This window comes from Streptomyces sp. NBC_01232 (assembly GCF_035989885.1).
Taxonomy (GTDB): domain Bacteria; phylum Actinomycetota; class Actinomycetes; order Streptomycetales; family Streptomycetaceae; genus Streptomyces.
Map to the genome: position 1 here is coordinate 2,991,605 of NZ_CP108518.1, position 17,778 is coordinate 3,009,382.

Genomic DNA, 17,778 nt, shown 5'->3' on the forward strand with positions numbered 1-17,778 from the left:
CCGGGGACTCCGGCGGCACGGCGAAGCGGAAGATCAGCCCTGCGGGTGGTGGGCCGGGATCGGGGGGAGCTCGCCGGTCGTCTCGTAGGCGGAGAGCATCTCGATGCGGCGGGTGTGGCGCTCCTCGTCGGAGTACGGGGTCGCCAGGAAGGCCTCGATGAAGCTGACGGCCTCGTCCTGCGTGTGCATCCGGCCGCCGACGGAGATGACGTTGGCGTTGTTGTGCTCACGGCCGAGCTGGGCGGTCTGGACGCTCCAGGCCAGGATGGCGCGGACGCCCTTGACCTTGTTGGCGGCGATCTGCTCGCCGTTGCCGGAGCCGCCGATCACGATGCCGAGGCTGTCGGCGTCTGCGGCGGTCTTCTCCGCGGCGCGGAGGCAGAACGGCGGGTAGTCGTCCACCGCGTCGTAGATGTGGGGCCCACAGTCGACGGGCTCGTGGCCGTTGTTCTTGAGCCAGTCCACCAGGTGGTTCTTGAGCTCAAAGCCGGCATGGTCGGATCCGAGGTACACGCGCATGGGACGAGTGTGGCACGTGGAGGTCCGACAGCCTCCAGCGGGTGTCGCGTAAGTCACTTCTAAAGCTCAAGTAAACCCAAAGAGCGCAGATGGGACAGGGCGGACGGGGGGTCCTGGATGTTCGCCCCAAGGCAACGATCCGGATTGAGGTCTTCCGTCCTGCGTTCATCTCAGGTTTGAATGCCGGGGCTCGCAACCCGAGAACCTAAGGATCCGTCCATGAGCTCCACGACGACCCTTCAGAAGGAAGGCGGCCCCACCGGCAACCCCGGTGACGGCCAGCCCTCCGACGGTCTGAAGGCCGGTCTCAAGAACCGCCACCTGTCCATGATCGCCATTGGCGGCGTCATCGGCGCCGGCCTCTTCGTCGGTTCCGGCGGCGGTATCGCCAAGGCCGGACCCGCCATCCTGATCTCCTACGCGCTCGTCGGCGCGATGGTCGTCTTCGTGATGCGGATGCTGGGCGAGATGGCCGCCGCGAGCCCGAACTCGGGTTCCTTCTCGGCGTACGCCGACCGCGCGCTGGGCCGCTGGGCGGGCTTCTCCATCGGCTGGCTCTACTGGTTCTTCTGGGTCGTCGTGCTCGCGGTGGAGGCCACCGCCGGTGCCGCCATCCTGGAGAACTGGATCCCGGCCGTCCCGCAGTGGGCCTGGGCGCTGATCGTGATGGCGGTGCTGACCGCCACCAACCTCGGCTCCGTCGCCTCCTACGGTGAGTTCGAGTTCTGGTTCGCGGGCATCAAGGTCGTCGCCATCGGCGCGTTCGTGATCGTCGGCATGCTGGCCGTCTTCGGCCTGCTGCCGGGCTCCGACAACCCGGGCGCGGGCTTCGCGCACCTCACGGACACCGGCGGGTTCTTCCCCAACGGTTACGGCGCGGTCCTCACCGGTGTGCTGATGGTCGTCTTCTCCTTCATGGGCAGCGAGATCGTCACCCTGGCCGCCGGCGAGTCGGAGAACCCCCGCAAGGCGGTCACCCGCGCCACCAACTCCGTCATCTGGCGGATCGGCGTCTTCTACCTGGGCTCGATCTTCATCGTGCTGACGCTGCTCCCGTGGAACGACAAGTCGATCACCGAGAAGGGCTCGTACGTCGCCGCCCTGGACTCGATCGGCATCGCGAACGCCGGCACGATCATGGAGGTCATCGTCCTGACCGCCGTGCTGTCCTGCCTGAACTCGGGCCTCTACACCGCTTCCCGCATGGCCTTCTCGCTCGGTGAGCGCGGTGACGCCCCCAAGGCGTTCGCCAAGGTCAACAAGAACGGTGTGCCGGTCGCCGCGATCCTGGGCTCCACGGTCTTCGGCTTCGTCGCCGTCTACTTCAACTACGCCTTCAAGGACACGGTCTTCAACTTCCTCCTGAACTCCTCGGGTGCCATCGCGCTCTTCGTCTGGCTGGTGATCTGCTTCACCCAGCTGCGGATGCGCGGGATCCTGGTCCGCGAGGCCCCGGAGAAGCTCACCGTGAAGATGTGGCTGTTCCCGTGGCTGACCTGGGCCACCGCCGCACTGATCATGTTCGTGATCGGCTACATGTTCGTGGACGACGCGAACCGCGAGGTCGTCACCCTGTCCACGCTGGTCGCCGGCCTGGTCGTGCTCGTCGGTGTGATCCTGGACTTCCGCCGCAAGAAGGCCCTCCAGGGCTGATCGCTCGTGCACGTACGCCGGAGCCCGGCCCGCCTTCACAAGGCGGGCCGGGCTCCGGTGCGTGCGGCCCGTGTCGGGGGCGGCTCAGCCGCGACGGCCGGCCAGCTTCCAGGCGGCGGGCAGGGCGCCCATGGCCAGCGCGGCCTTGAGTGCGTCGCCGATCAGGAACGGGACCATGCCCTTCGCGACGGCCACGCCGAGGGACATCCCGGTGGCGGCCATCAGGTACGGCACGCCCACCGCGTAGATCACGGCGGAGCCCAGCACCATCAGGCCGGCCGTGCGCAGGACCGAGCGGTCGCCGCCGCGCCGCGCGAGGGCGCCGACGACGGTGGCGGCCAGCAGCATGCCGAGCACGTAGCCGAAGGAAGCGCCGCCCGCACCGGAGGTCCCGCCCGCGAACCACGGCACACCGGCCATGCCGACGAGGGCGTACAGCGCCAGCGACAGGAAGCCGCGGCGGGCACCGAACGCGGTACCGACGAGCAGGGCGGCGAAGGTCTGGCCGGTCACGGGGACCGGGGAGCCGGGAACGGGAACCGCGATCTGGGCGGCCAGCCCGGTGAGCGCGGCGCCGCCGACGACGAGCGCGATGTCGCGGACGCGGCTCGCGGGCAGCAGGTCGGCGAGGACGGCGCCGGGGCGCAGGGAGACGGAGGCAGTGCTCATCGGGAGGCTCCACGGGTGGGGGTGGCGGGACGATCACCGACGCTAATGCGCGGTCCCCCGCCGCCCCAGCGCTGCCCGGGACAAGCCCCGCTCCCCGCTTTGGTGGGGATCACACAAACCCTGAGCCCCACACCTAAGACGACGTGATCCTCGTCACGAGGAAGATCCGACAACACGTCCGTTTTGCACGGACGACCGCCGCTCAGCAAGACTGTAGGGTCCCGCCAATCCTGTTGCGGAGCCACCACCGCCGCTGGGCCGAACGAGAGTACGAGCACCCTTCATGCGCGAGCGCCTGGAAGAAGCACCTCCCACGACGGGCGACCTGCCCGCGGAACCCCTCAGCCACAGCCTCAAGCAGCGCCACCTGACCATGCTGGGCCTCGGCGGCGTCATCGGCGCCGGGCTCTTCGTCGGCTCCGGAGCCGGCATCGGCATCGCCGGTCCCGCGATCATCTGCTCCTACCTGCTCGCGGGCGTCCTCGCGATGCTGGTGATGCGGGCGCTGGGCGAGATGTCGGCCGCGATGCCCGCCTCGGGCTCCTTCTCCGTCTACGCGGAGCGCGCGCTCGGGCGCTGGGCCGGCTTCTCGGCGGGCTGGCTGTACTGGTTCCTGCTGGTCGTGGTGCTGGCCGTGGAGGCCACCGGCGCGGCGAAGATCGCGAACGGCTGGGTGCCGTCGGTCGACCAGTGGATCTGGGTCCTGCTCTTCATGGTGGTCTTCACCGTGAGCAACCTGGCCGCGGTGAAGAACTTCGGCGAGTTCGAGTTCTGGTTCGCCGCCCTCAAGGTCGGCGCGATCGTGCTGTTCCTGATCCTCGGCACCCTCGCGGTCTTCGGCCTGCTCCCGGACACGGACCCGGTCGGCATGGCCAACCTCACCGGCCAGGGCGGTTTCTTCCCCGCGGGCTTCGGCGGCGTGGTCGCGGGCATGCTCGCGGTCATCTTCGCCTTCGGCGGCCTGGAGGTCGTCACCATCGCGGCCGCCGAGTCGGACGACCCGGCGCGCTCGGTGTCCCGGGCGGTGCGCAGCGCGGTGTGGCGCATCCTCTTCTTCTACGTCGGCTCGATGGTGGTCATCGTGACCCTGCTGCCGTGGAACTCGCTGAAGCCGGGCGAGAGCCCCTACGTCGCCGTCCTCGACTCGATCGGCATCCCGGCGGCCGGCCAGATCATGAACATCGTGGTGTTCGTGGCGCTGCTGTCGGCGCTCAACGCGAACCTGTACGGGTCCTCGCGGATGGTGTTCTCGCTGGCCGAGCGCCGTGAGGCGCCGCAGGCGCTCCTGAAGGTCTCGGGCGGCGGGGTGCCGCGCCGGGCGGTGTTCGCCTCGGTGGCCTTCGGCTTCGTGTCCGTGGTGCTCAACCTGCTGTGGCCGGACACGATCTTCCTCTACATGCTCAACGCGGTCGGCGCGGTGCTGCTGTTCGTGTGGGCGCTGATCGCGGTCTCCCAGCTGAAGCTGCGCCGGATCATCGAGCGGGACATGCCGGAGCGGCTGACCCTGCCGATGTGGCTGTTCCCGTACGCCACCTGGGCCGCGCTGGCCGGGATGGCGGCGGTCCTGGTCCTGATGCTGTTCGACGATTCCGCCCGTCCCCAGCTGCTGTGGTCCACGGGTGCGGCGGCCGTCGTCCTGGTCGTGGCCCTCGTACGGGAGCGGCGCACCCCGAAGTCCTGACCGGCCGCCGGCCCACGGCGCCTCGCGAAGAAGGCCCCCCGCACACCCGGCGCGGGGGGCCTTCGCGTCAGGTGCGCAGGTGGGAGGCGCCGTTGACGTCGAGCACGGTGCCCGAGCTCCAGCGTGCGGCGGGCGAGGCCAGGTGCAGGACGGCCGCAGCGACCTCCTGCGGGGTGCCGACCCGGCCGAAGGGGCTCTGTGCCCGGATCCGCTCGCCCTCCTCCCCCTCGAGCCGGTCGGCGACCCGCTCGGTGGCCACGAACCCGGGCGCCACGGAGGCCACGGCGATGCCGTGCGGGGCCAGGGAGACGGCGAGTGACTGGCCGAGTGCGTGCAGGGCCGCCTTGGTGGCGCCGTATGCCGGGTGGTCCGGTTCGCCGCGGAACGCCCCGCGGGAGCCGATGTTGACGACGCGGCCCTCCCGCCGGCCGGTGATCATGTGCCGGGCGACGCAGTGGGTGAGGTTGGCCGGGGCGAAGAGGTTCACGGCGGCCGTCTGCCGCCAGGCCTCCTGCCAGTCGGCGTACGAGGTCGTGGGCAGCGGATGCGCGACCATCACGGCGGCGTTGTTCACGAGGACGTCGATGCCGCCGAGCGCCTTCTCGGTCTCGGCCGCGAGCGCTTCCACGCGGGCCGGGTCGGTGAGGTCGCCGCTGACCAGGATGTGCCCCTCGCCCGGCAGGTCCGCGAGAGTGCGCTCGGCGTCCGCCCGCCGGACCGTGCAGTGCACCGCCACCCGGTCGCCCCTCTCGGCGAAGGCCGTGGCGATGGCCCGCCCGATCCCCCGGGACGCCCCAGTGACGAGCACCCCCCGGCCCGTGGCGGGCAGTTCCCTGATCCCGTGGTCCGTTCGGTCGTCCACCGGTCCCCCTGTCATCGCGGCTGTGCGTCCTGTCGGCAGCGTACGGGGGTGATCACGGCCGGTCATCCGGCTGTCCGAATATCGGACACAGTCGTTCCGGTGATCGGACACTCGGCACACTGGGCCCCGCTCCACCCCCGCACCTGACAGGCACCCAGCCATGAGCCACAGCAGCACCACCGTCGCACCGCCCGAGCCGCCGCAGGCCGACGCCGGGTCTCCCCTCGGCAACGGGCTCAAGCAGCGCCACCTCTCGATGATCGCCCTCGGCGGTGTCATCGGTGCCGGACTCTTCGTCGGCTCCGGCGCCGGCATCGCCGCCGCGGGCCCCTCGATCGTGCTCGCGTACGCCGCGTCCGGGCTGCTCGTGATGTTCGTGATGCGGATGCTCGGCGAGATGTCCGCCGCCAACCCCGCCTCCGGCTCCTTCTCCGTCCACGCGGAGCGGGCGATCGGCCCCTGGGCCGGATTCACCGCCGGCTGGATGTTCTGGACACTGCTGTGCGTGGGCGTGGCCATCGAGGCCATCGGCGCGGCGCACATCATGGCCGGCTGGTTCCCGGGCACCCCCTCCTGGATGTGGGTGCTGGTCTTCATGGCCCTCTTCTGCGGCTCGAACCTCGCCGCCGTCTCCCACTTCGGCGAGTTCGAGTTCTGGTTCGCCGCCCTCAAGATCGGCGCGATCGCGCTCTTCCTGGGCCTGGGCGTGCTCGCCGTGCTCGGCCTGCTGCCCGGCACCGACTCCCCCGGCACCGCCAACATGCTCCACGACGGCGGCTTCCTGCCCAACGGGGTGGACGGCCTGCTGGTCGGACTGCTGGCCTCGGTCGTCGCGTACGGCGGACTGGAGACGGTGACCATCGCGGCCGCCGAGTCCGAGGACCCGGTCAAGGGCGTGGCCAGGGCCGTGCGGACCACCATGTGGCGCATCGCGATCGTCTACGTCGGCTCCATGCTCGTCATCGTCACCCTGCTGCCGTGGAACGACCCGGCGGTCACGGCCGAGGGCCCGTACGCCGCCACCCTGGACCGCCTGGGCATCCCGGCCGCCGGCGAGATCATGAACGTGGTCATCCTGATCGCCCTGATGTCCGCGATGAACGCCAACATCTACGGCTCCTCGCGCATGGCCTACTCGCTGGTCTCCCGCGGCCAGGGCCCCAAGGCGCTGGGCAAGGTGAGCGGCCGGGTGCCGCGCCGGGCGGTGCTCGCCTCCTGCGCCTTCGGCTTCGTCACCGTGCTGCTGTCCTACTGGTACCCGGACACCCTGTTCGCCTGGCTGCTGAACATGGTGGGCGGGGTCATCCTGGTCGTCTGGGGTTTCATCGCCGTCTCGCAGTTCGTGCTGCGCCGGCGGCTGGAGCGCGAGGCCCCCGAGAAGCTGGTCGTCAGGATGTGGGGCTTCCCGTACCTGACCTGGGTGGCGCTGGCCGGGGTGGCCGGGGTCCTGGTGCTGATGGCCCTGGGCGAGGACACGCGCGTCCAGGTGATCTTCACCGGCGGGCTGACCGTCGCCCTCGCGGTGACCGGTTACGTGATGCAGCGCCGGGCGGCCGGCCGGGCCTGACGGATCGTCGGAAGACGAAGGCGGGCTCCGTGCGAAGACACGGGGCCCGCCTTCGTCGTTCAGAGGTAACCCTTACATGTGGCCTGGAATAGATACTGCTAGCGTGCAGTTGCGCATTGATTGCAATAAGCAGTTGGCACGCTGAGGGGACCGGATAACACGCATGGCCATCTACACGCTTCCTGAGCTTCCGTACGACTACGCGGCACTGGAGCCGGTGATCAACCCGCAGATCATCGAGCTGCACCACGACAAGCACCACGCGGCCTACGTCACGGGCGCCAACAACACGCTGGAGCAGCTGGCGGAGGCGCGCGACAAGGAGAACTGGGGCGCCCTCAACGGCCTGGAGAAGAACCTCGCGTTCCACCTCTCCGGCCACATCCTGCACAGCATCTACTGGCACAACATGGCCAGCCCGAAGACCGGCGAGGGCGGCGGCGAGCCCACCGCGGCCGACGGCCTGGGCGACCTGGCCGACGCGATCACCGAGTCCTTCGGCTCCTTCGCGAAGTTCAAGAAGCAGCTGACCTTCGCCTCCTCCGCGACGCAGGGCTCCGGCTGGGGCGTGCTCGCGTACGAGCCCGTCAGCGGCCGTCTGGTCGTCGAGCAGGTCTATGACCACCAGGGCAACGTGGGCGTGGCGAGCACCCCGATCCTGGTCTTCGACGCCTGGGAGCACGCCTTCTACCTTCAGTACAAGAACCAGAAGGTGGACTTCATCGAGGCCATGTGGAACGTCGTCAACTGGCAGGACGTCTCCAAGCGCTACGCCGACGCCAAGGCGAACACCCCGCTGCTGATCCCCGCCAAGGGCTGATCGCGCCACCACAAGCCCGTCCGCCTCGTGATCGTCTTCTCAACCTTCACCGGCGGGCGTGTCGAACGGAAGACCCCCGTGAGGACGTGACTCACGGGGGTCTTCTGTGTGGTGCGCCGGCCGGGCCGACGGGTCCGCCTACTCGAAGGACGGGCCCTTGGTGCGGGTGCGCTTGATCTCGTAGAAGCCCGGGGTCGAGGCGACGAGCAGGGTGCCGTCCCAGAGCCGGGCGGCCGCGTCGCCGCGCGGGGTCGGGGTGACCACCGGACCGAAGAAGGCCACGTCGTCACCCTCGGAGCCCGGAACGGAGATCACCGGGGTGCCGACCTCCTGGCCCACCCGGTCTATGCCGTCGTTGTGCGAGGCCCGCAGCACCTCGTCGTACTCGTCCGAGTCGGCGTACGCGAGCAGCTCGGCCGGCAGACCGACCTCGGCGAGCGCCTCGGCGATCACCTCGCGCGTCGGGCCCTTCTCCTCGTTGTGAATGCGGGTGCCGAGCGCGGTGTAGAGCTTGCCGGTGACTTCCTCGCCGTGCTTCTGCTGCGCCGCTATGACCACGCGCACCGGGGCCCAGCCCTTGGGGCCGAGCAGCTCGCGGTAGACCTCGGGCAGTTCGTCGAGCTTGTTCTCGTTGAGCACCGCGAGGCTCATCACGTGCCAGCGGACCTCGACGTCGCGGACCTTCTCGACCTCGACCATCCAGCGGGACGTCATCCAGGCCCAAGGGCAGAGCGGGTCGAACCAGAAGTCGACCGGGGTCTTCTCGCGCACCTGGGTGTCGGTCATGTCTCTCCTCAGTCTCGGCATGGGTCGCAAAAGCGCATCACTGGGCTCACGTTCCCCGTCACCAACCACTACCGGGTGGCGCTGATTCCCTCGTGCGAGGATTCGACACAAGAACGCGATCACGCACGAAGGAGTGCACGTGCCCGGAGAGAATCTGTCCCGCGACGAGGCCCGTGAGCGGGCCGAGCTGCTGTCCGTCGACGGGTACGAGGTGGTCCTCGACATCCGGTCCGCGGTCGACGAGGCCGAGCCGGCCGAGGGTCCCCGGACCTTCCGCTCGGTGACGACCGTCCGCTTCCGGGCGGCGGCCGGCTCCGCCACCTTCGCGGACCTGATCGCCCCTTCGGTGAACGCCGTGACCCTGAACGGGCGCGCGCTGGACGTGGCCGCGGTCTTCGACGGAGCCCGGATCGCCCTCGACGGCCTGGCCGCCGAGAACGTCCTCGTGGTGGACGCGAACTGCGCGTACAGCCGGACGGGCGAGGGCCTGCACCGCTTCGTGGACCCGGAGGACGGCGAGGTCTACCTCTACACCCAGTACGAGCCGGCCGACGCCCGGCGGGTGTACGCGAACTTCGAGCAGCCCGACCTCAAGGCCCCGTACCGCTTCGAGGTGACGGCCCCCGAGGGCTGGCAGGTGTGGAGCAACGGCGCGGAGGAGTCCCGCGAGGCCGGGGTGTGGCGGTTCGCCGAGACCGCGCCGATCTCCACGTACATCACGTGCGTGGTCGCGGGCCCCTACCACTACGTGACGGACACCTACACCCGCGGGGACCTGACGATCCCGCTGGGCGCGATGTGCCGCAAGGGGCTGGCGAAGCACTTCGACGCCGATGACGTCTTCCTCATCACCAAGCAGGGCTTCGACCTGTTCCACGAGCTCTTCGACTACCCGTACCCCTTCGGGAAGTACGACCAGGCCTTCGTGCCGGAGTACAACCTGGGCGCCATGGAGAACCCGGGGATGGTGACCTTCCGCGAGGAGTACATCTACCGCGGCAAGGTGACGCAGGCCTCGTACGAGGCGCGCGCGAACGTCATCCTGCACGAGATGGCGCACATGTGGTTCGGCGACCTGGTCACCATGAAGTGGTGGGACGACCTGTGGCTGAAGGAGTCCTTCGCGGACTTCATGGGCTCCTTCGGGCTGGTCGAGGCCACCCGCTTCGACCAGGCGTGGATCACCTTCGCCAACCGCCGCAAGTCATGGGCCTACCGGGCCGACCAGCTGCCGTCCACGCACCCGATCACGGCCGACATCCGTGACCTGGAGGACGCCAAGCTGAACTTCGACGGCATCACCTACGCCAAGGGCGCCTCGGTGCTCAAGCAGCTGGTCGCCTATGTGGGACGGGAGGCCTTCCTGGAGGGCGCGCGGCGCTACTTCAAGGCCAACGCCTACGGGAACACCACGCTCGACGACCTGCTGTCGGTGCTCGCGGAGGTCTCCGGGCGGGACATGGCCGAGTGGTCGCGGGCCTGGCTGCAGACCGCCGGGGTGAACGCTCTGACCCCGGTGATCACCTACGACGCCGGCGGCCGGGTGACGGAGCTGGCCGTCGTGCAGGAGGGCGACGAGCTGCGTCCGCACCGGGTCGCGGTGGGCCTGTACCGGCTGGATTCCGACGGGACCCTGGTCCGCTACGCGCGGGCCGACGCGGACGTCTCGGGCGCGCGGACGGTCGTCGCGGAGCTGGCGGGCACGGACCGCCCCGACCTGGTTCTGGTCAACGACGAGGACCTCACCTACTGCAAGATCCGCTTCGACGAGAGCTCGCTGGAGACCCTGCGGGCGCACCTCGGTGACCTGAGCGACCCGCTCGCGCGGGCCCTGAGCTGGTCGGCGCTGTGGAACCTGACGCGCGACGGCCTGATGCCGGCGCGGGACTTCGTCTCGCTGGTCCTCGCGCATGCGGGCCGCGAGAGCGACGTCGGCGTCCTGCAGATGCTGCACACGCAGGCCCTGACCTCGGTGACCCACTATGCGGCGCCCGCGTGGCGCGAGCAGGGCGGCCGGGAGCTGGCGTCGGGCGCGCTGCGCGAACTGCGGCTCGCGGCGCCGGGGTCGGAGCACCAGCTGACGTGGGCCCGCTTCTTCGCGGCGAGCGCGGCGACCGAGGGCGACTTCCAGCTGCTGCTGGGGCTGCTGGAGGGCACGGCGCGGATCGACGGGCTGGAGGTGGACCAGGAGCTGCGCTGGGACTTCCTGCTGCCGCTGGCCGCGCACGGGGCGGTGGACGAGGGCGTGCTCGCCGCCGAACTGGCGCGCGACGACACGGCCTCGGGCAAGCGGCACCAGGTGCGGTGCCTGGCGGCGCGGCCCTCGCAGGCGGTGAAGGACCAGGCGTGGGCGGCGGTGGTCGAGTCGGACGCGCTGTCCAACGCGCTGGTGGAGGCGACGATCGCGGGCATGCAGCAGTCCTCGCAGCGGGGCCTGCTCGCGGCCTACGCGGGGCGCTACTTCGAGGTGATCGAACGGGTGTGGGCGGAGCGGTCGATCCAGATCGGCATGGACGTGGTGAGGGGTCTCTACCCGGCGCTGCAGGGCGACTCCGCCACGCTCGAGGCCACCGACGCCTGGCTGTCGACGCACGCCGACGCGGCTCCGGCCCTGCGCCGCCTGGTCCTGGAGGCCCGGGACGACCTGGCCCGGGGCCTGCGCGCCCAGGCCTGCGACGCGGCCGCGGGCTGACCTGCGGGGCCTTCCCCCACCCCGCCCCTTCCCGAGACCGGGCGCCGCCCGGACCCGGTCCTCGAACGCCTCGAACGCCGGACGGGCTGGAAAAAGCCAGCCCTGCCGGCGTTGGAGGCGCGGGGGTCCGGGGCGGCGCCCCCGCAACGGCGCCGACCCGGGTCCCCCGTACGGGCGCACCCCATCGGCAGTCGAACGCCCGTACTTTAGCCCCGGCTTGTCCGGATTTGTCGACGGGCGTGTAACAGGGGTTAGCAAGGCCATGGCCTGAGGGAATCACCGCGTCATGAACCACAACGCACCCCTCCCCCTCGCCCACCTCACCGGCACCCGCCCCCGCGTGCTGACCCTGGCCCAGCTGCGCGAGCACGGCGTCACCGCCTCCGACGCGGCCGGGCGGCCCTGGCAGCAGATCCTGCCCGGGGTGTTCCTGCTCCACTCCGGGCCCGCGACCAGCGAGGAGCGCCTGCACGCGGCGCTGCTGTACGCGGGACGGCGCGGCAGCGGCGAGGCCATGATCACCGGGCTGGCGGCGCTGGCCCTGTACCGGTTCAGCTCCGCGCCCGCGCTGCTCGCCCTGTCGCACATCGACGTACTGGTGCCCGGCACCCGGCGGCTGCGCTCCACCGGGGACGTGCGGATCGTACGGACGCACACGCCGCCGCGGTCCCAGGAGGTGACCGGACTGCCGGTGGCGCCCGTCGCGCGGGCCGTCGCCGACGCCGTCACCCAGCTCTCCGACGCCGGCGTCGTACGCCGCCTGCTGAGCGAGGCCGTCCGCGGCGGGCACTGCGAACCGGCCGCCGTCGTACGGGAGCTGACCGTCGCCCGGTTGCTGAACCGGCCGCACGTGGTCGACGCGGTCGAGTCGCTGCTCGCGGAGGGCCGGGCCATCGCCGAGGACCGGCTGTACCACCTCGTACGGGGCCACGAGCTCCCCGACCCCGTCTGGAACGTGGACCTGCGGCTGCCCGGCGGCCCGCACCTCGGCGGTGTCGACGCGTTCTGGCCCGAGCACTCCGTCGCCCTGGAGATCGACACCCGCGCCCCCCGCCAGGGCGAGGACGAGCAGTGGTCGGAGTCCGTGCGCAAGCGCGAGACGCTGGAGCGGCTCGGGGTGACCGTCATCCACATCACCCCCCGCAAGCTGCGCGACTGGCCCGAGCAGCAGGCCGCGGTCATCCGGACCGCCCTGACCGCGGCCGACGACCGGGAACCCGCCGCCTACCTGGTGGTACTGCCCAGGTGAGGCGAGTACTCCGGGGTGCTCCACAGCAGCCGCCCCGGGTGCACGCTCTCCACCACCGACTCCACCCGGAAGCGGGTGCGGCGGCTCCCGTCGGCCCCGAACTCCGTCCGGGCCCGGCCGCTGAGCTGAAGGACCGCCCCGCTCTCCCAGTCCGGGAAGAGCAGTCCGGCCCGCGGGTCGGCCGTCAGGTTCCCCAGGGTCAGGAACATGGCGTTGCCCGCGTAGTCCGGCCAGGCCAGCTCGGCCGGCGAGAGCACCTCCACGAATCCCGGCAGTCCGCCCCGGTGACTGGCGTCGGCCCCGTCCGCCTCCGCCGTGGTGGCGACGAAGAAGGTGTCGGCGCCGCGCACCGTCCGCTGCTGGTCCTGTGTGAGCACATCCCCGCGCCGCACCACACCCGCCCCCTGCCGGGCGAGCTCCAGCGGCCGGCGCCGCTGGATGTACTTGGGGCAGTTGCCGAAGACCTGCTCGGCCTCGACGGCGAAGCCTCCCCGCGTCACCTCCAGGGTTCCGTTCAGCCGCATCCGGCGCCGGGTGCGCGGGTCGAGCGCGAGGGTGCCGACGCGGGTCCCTGCCGTGGCCAGCGCCTCGGCGAGCGGGTCGCCCGCCGGTGGACCGCCGGCGACCGCGATCCGGTCCGGCCCGGTGGCCCGTACGAAGCCGGGCGCGCCGGTGAGCAGGGAGGCCCACACCCGCCCCGCGCCGTCGGTGGCGCCGACGACCAGGTGCGGCTGGAGCCCCAGGAAGGCCGCCGCGACGTCGCGGATGCCGCTACCGATCGAGCGCCCGACATGGTCGGCCAGGTCGCGCACGCCGACCCGCTCCTGCACGGCCAGCGGGCCCCGGTGGTACGCCCCGTGGGTCATGACGTTCCTTCCGCAGAGGTTCCCGCACACATCTTGTCTAACCTTCTAGAATCAATTTAAGGGTTAGGCAAGGAGGTGTCAACCGTTCACGTACCCTCAAAGGGTTAGCCATCCGGCGGGAGAGGGGCACGAGGGACATGACGGCGGCGGATCCACGACCCCTGACCGGGGAGCCGGTCGCCCTCGACCTGCTCAACACCCGTTGGGCCGTCGACGGCGAACCACTGGACCTCTTCGCCGGCGCGGCCGGGCTCACCCGCGTGCAGGGGCTCGCGGTCTGGCTGGAGAGCACCGGCCTGGCCGGGCGCTTCCGCGCCGACGCGGCGACCCTCGTCCATCTGCTGACCGCTCGCGAGGCCCTGGCCCGCGCGGTCGCGGACCCGGCCGACGAGAGTGCCCGTACCCTGATCGACGCCGTACTGGAGCACGGCCGCATCCGTGCCACCCTGACCGCCGAAGGCCCGGGCGAGCGGGCCGAGTTCGCCGATCCGGCCTGGGGGCCGGCCTGGACGGCGGCGCGCGACTACCTCGGCCTGCTGGGCGCCGCGCCCGGCCGGATCCGCACGTGCGCCTCCGAGAGCTGCGTCCTTCACTTCTACGACGTCTCGCGCAACGGCACCCGGCGCTGGTGCTCGATGGCCGCCTGCGGAAACCGGGCGAAGGCCTCACGTCATTACGCGCGCACGCGCGAGCGCTGACCACTCGAAATCTGTCACACCCGCACCGGGGCGCGAGCGCGTCCCGGTGCCGCCATATGGCCGTCAAGTCGATAAATCGACCGATCAGCCCCTGTGGTTCGCACCGCTGTGCCCCGGTAAGGCCGCGCTGGCGCATTCCTCGCGCTGGCGAGAGTCCGCCATGGCAGGTCTCGGTCAATGACAACTCTCCCCAAAGAGCTGTCGCTTAGGCCAAGCTGACCGGTCATCCGGCACCGAAATCCGGACCGTATCTTTCACTTACCAGGGATGCTGATGACCCTCGAATCCCCCAGCTCCATATCCGGGGCCAGACGCGTCGCGCGCGTCGCGGCCGCGGCCGGCCTGGTCGCCGCCCTCGCGGCCACCGGCGCCGGGCCCGTCCTCGCGGCGACCGGCGCGGACACCCCGGGCACCTCGCCCGCGGTCAAGTCCGCAGACCAGAAGCTCGGTTCGGCCGACGCCGAGCTGCTTCAGCAGGCCAAGGCCAAGGGTGACGCGAACGTCACCGTCATGGTCGCGACCGCTCCCGGCCAGACCAAGCAGGTGGCCGATCAGCTCGATGCCGTCCAGGGCGCCTCGGTGGGCCGGACGTACGACAACCTCGGTTACGTGCGCGCCACCCTGCCCACCGCCCAGGCCGAGGCCGCGCTGAAGGCGGCCGCCAAGCTGTCCTCGGTGCACGGGATCGACCTGCGGCACGAGATCCAGCTGCCGGACCCGCGCCCCGACGCGGACCGCGAGAGCGGCACGGTGAAGAAGACCGCCGCCGAGACGTACGCGGCGCCGGACAAGAACACCCCGGCGAAGAACCCGTACAACCCGTCCTTCGAGACCGGCGCGGTCGACTTCGTCAAGGACAACCCGCAGGCCGACGGCCGCGGCGTGACCATCGGCATCATGGACTCGGGTGTCGACCTCGGCCACCCGGCCCTGCAGAAGACCACGACCGGCGAGCGCAAGATCGTCGACTGGGTGACGGCCACCGACCCGATCACCGACAGCGACGCCACCTGGCGCCCGCAGATCACCCCGGTCACCTCCAGCGGCGGCGCCTTCACCGCGGGCGGCCAGAGCTGGAAGGCCCCCGAGGGCAGCTTCCAGTGGAGCCGCTTCAGCGAGTCGATCACCGCCACCGGTGACATGGCGGGCGACGTCAACCGGGACGGGGACACCACCGACCGGTTCGGCATGCTCTACGACGCCGCCGCCGGCACCGTCCGCGTCGACACCGACCAGGACGGCGACTTCACCAACAACGAGCCGATGAAGCCGTACAAGGACGGCTACCAGATCGGCTACTTCGGCACGGACAACCCGGCGACCGACGTCGCCGAGCGCATCCCGTTCGTGATCGAGATCCGCAAGGACGTCCCGATGGACCCGCTCGGCGGGGACTGGGTCGGCAAGAAGGCCGACTTCGTCAACATCGGCATCATCGAGTCCGAGCACGGCACGCACGTCGCCGGTATCACCGCCGCCAACAGCCTCTTCGGCGGCAAGATGAACGGCGAGGCGCCCGGCGCCAAGCTCGTCTCCTCGCGCGCCTGCTCCTGGTCCGGCGGCTGCACCAACATCGCGCTGACCGAGGGCATGATCGACCTCGTCGTCAACCGCGGTGTGGACATCGTGAACATGTCCATCGGTGGCCTGCCGGCGCTGAACGACGGCAACAACGCGCGCTCCGAGCTCTACAAGAACCTCATCGACACCTACGGCGTCCAGCTGGTCATCTCGGCCGGCAACTCGGGCCCGGGCGTCAACACCATCGGCGACCCCGCCCTCACGGACAAGGTCATCTCCGTGGGTGCCTCGGTCTCCAAGGAGACCTGGGCCGCCAACTACGGCTCCGGTGTGAGCACGAAGTACAACATGTTCCCCTTCTCCTCGCGCGGTCCGCGTGAGGACGGCGGCTTCACGCCGACCATCAGCGCCCCCGGCGCGGCCATCAACACCATCCAGACCTGGCTGCCCGGCGCCCCGGTGAAGGAGGCCGGCTACACCCTGCCGGCCGGTTACGGCATGCTCCAGGGCACCTCGATGGCCTCGCCGCAGGCCGCGGGCGCCAGCGCCCTGCTGATCTCGGCCGCCAAGCAGCACAACATCAAGCTGACGCCGGCCTCCCTGCGGGTCGCGCTCACCACGGCCGCCAAGAAGATCGACAACGTCCCCGCGCACGCGCAGGGTTCGGGTCTGATCAACATCCCCGGTGCGTGGGAGTCCATCCAGCGCGACGCCAAGGCCAACGAGTTCACCGTCCAGGCGCCGGTCGACACCGCGATCGACCAGTTCCTGAAGACCCCGGGCTCCGGCACCGGCCTGTACGACCGCGAGGGTGGCCTCAAGGTCAACCAGAAGAAGGTCTACAACGTCGTCGTCACCCGCACCACGGGCGTCAAGTACGGCACCCGGCACGACCTGAGCTGGCGCAACAACGACGGCACCTTCAAGGTCGTCGGCGGCTACGACTACGTCACCCTGCCGCTGAACAAGCCCGTCACCATCAAGGTCGAGGCCAACGCCAAGTCGGCCGGCGTCCACAGCGGCATCCTGCAGCTGGACGACGAGACCACCGAGGGCATCGACAAGCAGATCCTGACGACCGTCGTGGCTTCCGCCCCCCTGGCCGCGCCGTCGTTCGCTCTGTCGCAGTCCTCCACCGTGCAGCGCAACAGCCACAAGTCGTACTTCGTGACGGTGCCGCCGGGCGCCAAGAGCCTGGAGGTCGCCCTCGGCGGTCTCGCGGCGGGCGCCCAGACGCGCTTCATCGCGATCCACCCCTACGGCGTGCCGGTCGACCCGACGGCCACGACCAACTGCTACCCGAACTACGACAACCCGGCCAACACCTGCCGCCCCGACGTGCGCTCGTACCCCGAGCCGACGCCGGGCGTCTGGGAGATCGAGGTCGAGGCCCGTCGTACGTCGCCGGTCCTGGACAACCCGTTCAAGCTGGACGTCTCCGTGCTCGGCGCGGCCTTCGACCCCGCGGTCAAGGTCCTGCCCGAGGTGAAGCAGGGCACCCCCGCGCCGGTCCAGTGGAGCATCAAGAACGCCGGCGCGGCCATCACCGGCGGCAAGCTCCAGGGCGGTCCGCTCGGCTCCGCGAAGGTCGCCAAGCCGACCCTCGCGAACGGTGAGACCCACACCACCGAGATCGCGGTCCCCGCGGGCACCTCGCGCCTCGACGTCTCGATCGGCAAGGTGTCCGACACCGCCGCCGACCTCGACCTCGAGGTCTACAAGGACGGCATCAAGGTCGGCTCGGCCGCCGACGGCGACTCCGAGGAGGCCGTGAGCCTGGTGAACCCGGCCGCGGGCACCTACACCGTCAAGGTGATCGGCTACGCGATCCCGTCCGGTTCCACCACGTACGACTACCGCGACGTGTTCTTCTCGGCCGCCCTGGGCTCCGTCCAGGTCGACGAGGCCGCCGCGGTGAACCTCGCCACCGGCGCCACCGCGCAGGTCTCGGCGAACGTCCTGGTCAGCAGCGCGGCCCCCGAGGGCCGTCAGTTCTTCGGCCAGGTCCAGCTGCTGAACGCCCGCGGCACCGCCGCCGGCACCGGCAGCGTGCAGATCGAGAAGGTCCTCCCGTAGGACCCCGCAGTACGAAACCCGAGGGGGCGGCGCTCTGACGAGCGCCGCCCCCTCGGGCCTTTTCCCGAGTCCCGCGCATCGGATGGTTCGTTCTGCGGTCGGGCATGTCCGGAAAACGG

13 protein-coding genes are annotated in these 17,778 nt (G+C 70.7%); 8 read left to right on the plus strand and 5 right to left on the minus strand.

Features of this window, described 5'->3' with window-relative positions; all coding sequences use genetic code 11:
- Positions 1-33: 33 nt before the first annotated feature.
- Entirely contained in the window at positions 34-519 is a 486-nt protein-coding gene (locus OG444_RS13975; protein WP_202201560.1) for a ribose-5-phosphate isomerase, read from the minus strand.
- A gap of 219 nt (positions 520-738) precedes the next feature.
- Here OG444_RS13975 and OG444_RS13980 point away from each other — a divergent pair, with 219 nt between their 5' ends.
- Positions 739-2,172 (plus strand): amino acid permease, encoded by a 1,434-nt coding sequence (locus tag OG444_RS13980; protein WP_327262478.1) that lies wholly within the window; start codon positions 739-741, stop codon positions 2,170-2,172.
- A gap of 84 nt (positions 2,173-2,256) precedes the next feature.
- Here OG444_RS13980 and OG444_RS13985 read toward each other — a convergent pair whose 3' ends face one another.
- On the minus strand, positions 2,257-2,841 hold the full coding sequence (locus OG444_RS13985) for a biotin transporter BioY (protein WP_327262479.1): 585 nt from the start codon (positions 2,839-2,841) through the stop codon (positions 2,257-2,259).
- A 283-nt stretch (positions 2,842-3,124) separates the two neighbouring features.
- Between OG444_RS13985 and OG444_RS13990 the strand changes: the two genes are divergently transcribed.
- Positions 3,125-4,522, plus strand: a complete 1,398-nt coding sequence (locus OG444_RS13990) for an amino acid permease (RefSeq protein ID WP_327262480.1) — start codon at positions 3,125-3,127, stop codon at positions 4,520-4,522.
- Positions 4,523-4,589: 67 nt separating this feature from the next.
- Here the strand turns inward: OG444_RS13990 and OG444_RS13995 are convergent, their stop codons facing one another.
- Positions 4,590-5,384, minus strand: coding sequence for an SDR family NAD(P)-dependent oxidoreductase (locus tag OG444_RS13995; protein WP_327262481.1), 795 nt, complete (start codon positions 5,382-5,384; stop codon positions 4,590-4,592).
- A gap of 160 nt (positions 5,385-5,544) precedes the next feature.
- On the opposite strand from OG444_RS13995, the gene OG444_RS14000 reads away from it, so the two are divergent.
- Together OG444_RS14000 and OG444_RS14005 are read left to right on the plus strand one after the other, a co-directional pair.
- The gene (locus OG444_RS14000; RefSeq protein WP_327262482.1) at positions 5,545-6,951 is read left to right on the plus strand and encodes an amino acid permease; all 1,407 of its coding nucleotides are present in this window, start codon (positions 5,545-5,547) and stop codon (positions 6,949-6,951) included.
- Positions 6,952-7,114: 163 nt separating this feature from the next.
- Positions 7,115-7,771, plus strand: coding sequence for a superoxide dismutase (locus OG444_RS14005; protein WP_030016698.1), 657 nt, complete (start codon positions 7,115-7,117; stop codon positions 7,769-7,771).
- 138 nt (positions 7,772-7,909) lie between these two features.
- Here the strand turns inward: OG444_RS14005 and OG444_RS14010 are convergent, their stop codons facing one another.
- The gene (locus OG444_RS14010) at positions 7,910-8,557 is read right to left on the minus strand and encodes a mycothiol-dependent nitroreductase Rv2466c family protein (RefSeq protein ID WP_327262483.1); all 648 of its coding nucleotides are present in this window, start codon (positions 8,555-8,557) and stop codon (positions 7,910-7,912) included.
- Between the two features lie 139 nt (positions 8,558-8,696).
- Between OG444_RS14010 and pepN the strand changes: the two genes are divergently transcribed.
- Together pepN and OG444_RS14020 are read left to right on the plus strand one after the other, a co-directional pair.
- A complete protein-coding gene (pepN, locus tag OG444_RS14015; protein WP_327262484.1) occupies positions 8,697-11,249 on the plus strand; it encodes an aminopeptidase N in 2,553 nt (850 codons plus the stop codon).
- 286 nt (positions 11,250-11,535) lie between these two features.
- Positions 11,536-12,498 (plus strand): hypothetical protein, encoded by a 963-nt coding sequence (locus tag OG444_RS14020; RefSeq protein ID WP_327262485.1) that lies wholly within the window; start codon positions 11,536-11,538, stop codon positions 12,496-12,498.
- Here the strand turns inward: OG444_RS14020 and OG444_RS14025 are convergent.
- Positions 12,474-13,364: a pyridoxamine 5'-phosphate oxidase family protein gene (locus OG444_RS14025; protein ID WP_327262486.1), complete on the minus strand. Its 891-nt coding sequence runs from the start codon at positions 13,362-13,364 to the stop codon at positions 12,474-12,476. The genes OG444_RS14020 and OG444_RS14025 overlap by 25 nt on opposite strands.
- Before the next feature lie 137 nt (positions 13,365-13,501).
- Here OG444_RS14025 and OG444_RS14030 point away from each other — a divergent pair, with 137 nt between their 5' ends.
- Positions 13,502-14,062: a CGNR zinc finger domain-containing protein gene (locus tag OG444_RS14030; RefSeq protein ID WP_327262487.1), complete on the plus strand. Its 561-nt coding sequence runs from the start codon at positions 13,502-13,504 to the stop codon at positions 14,060-14,062.
- Positions 14,063-14,335: 273 nt separating this feature from the next.
- Positions 14,336-17,659 (plus strand): S8 family serine peptidase, encoded by a 3,324-nt coding sequence (locus OG444_RS14035; RefSeq protein ID WP_327262488.1) that lies wholly within the window; start codon positions 14,336-14,338, stop codon positions 17,657-17,659.
- Positions 17,660-17,778: the final 119 nt, after the last annotated feature.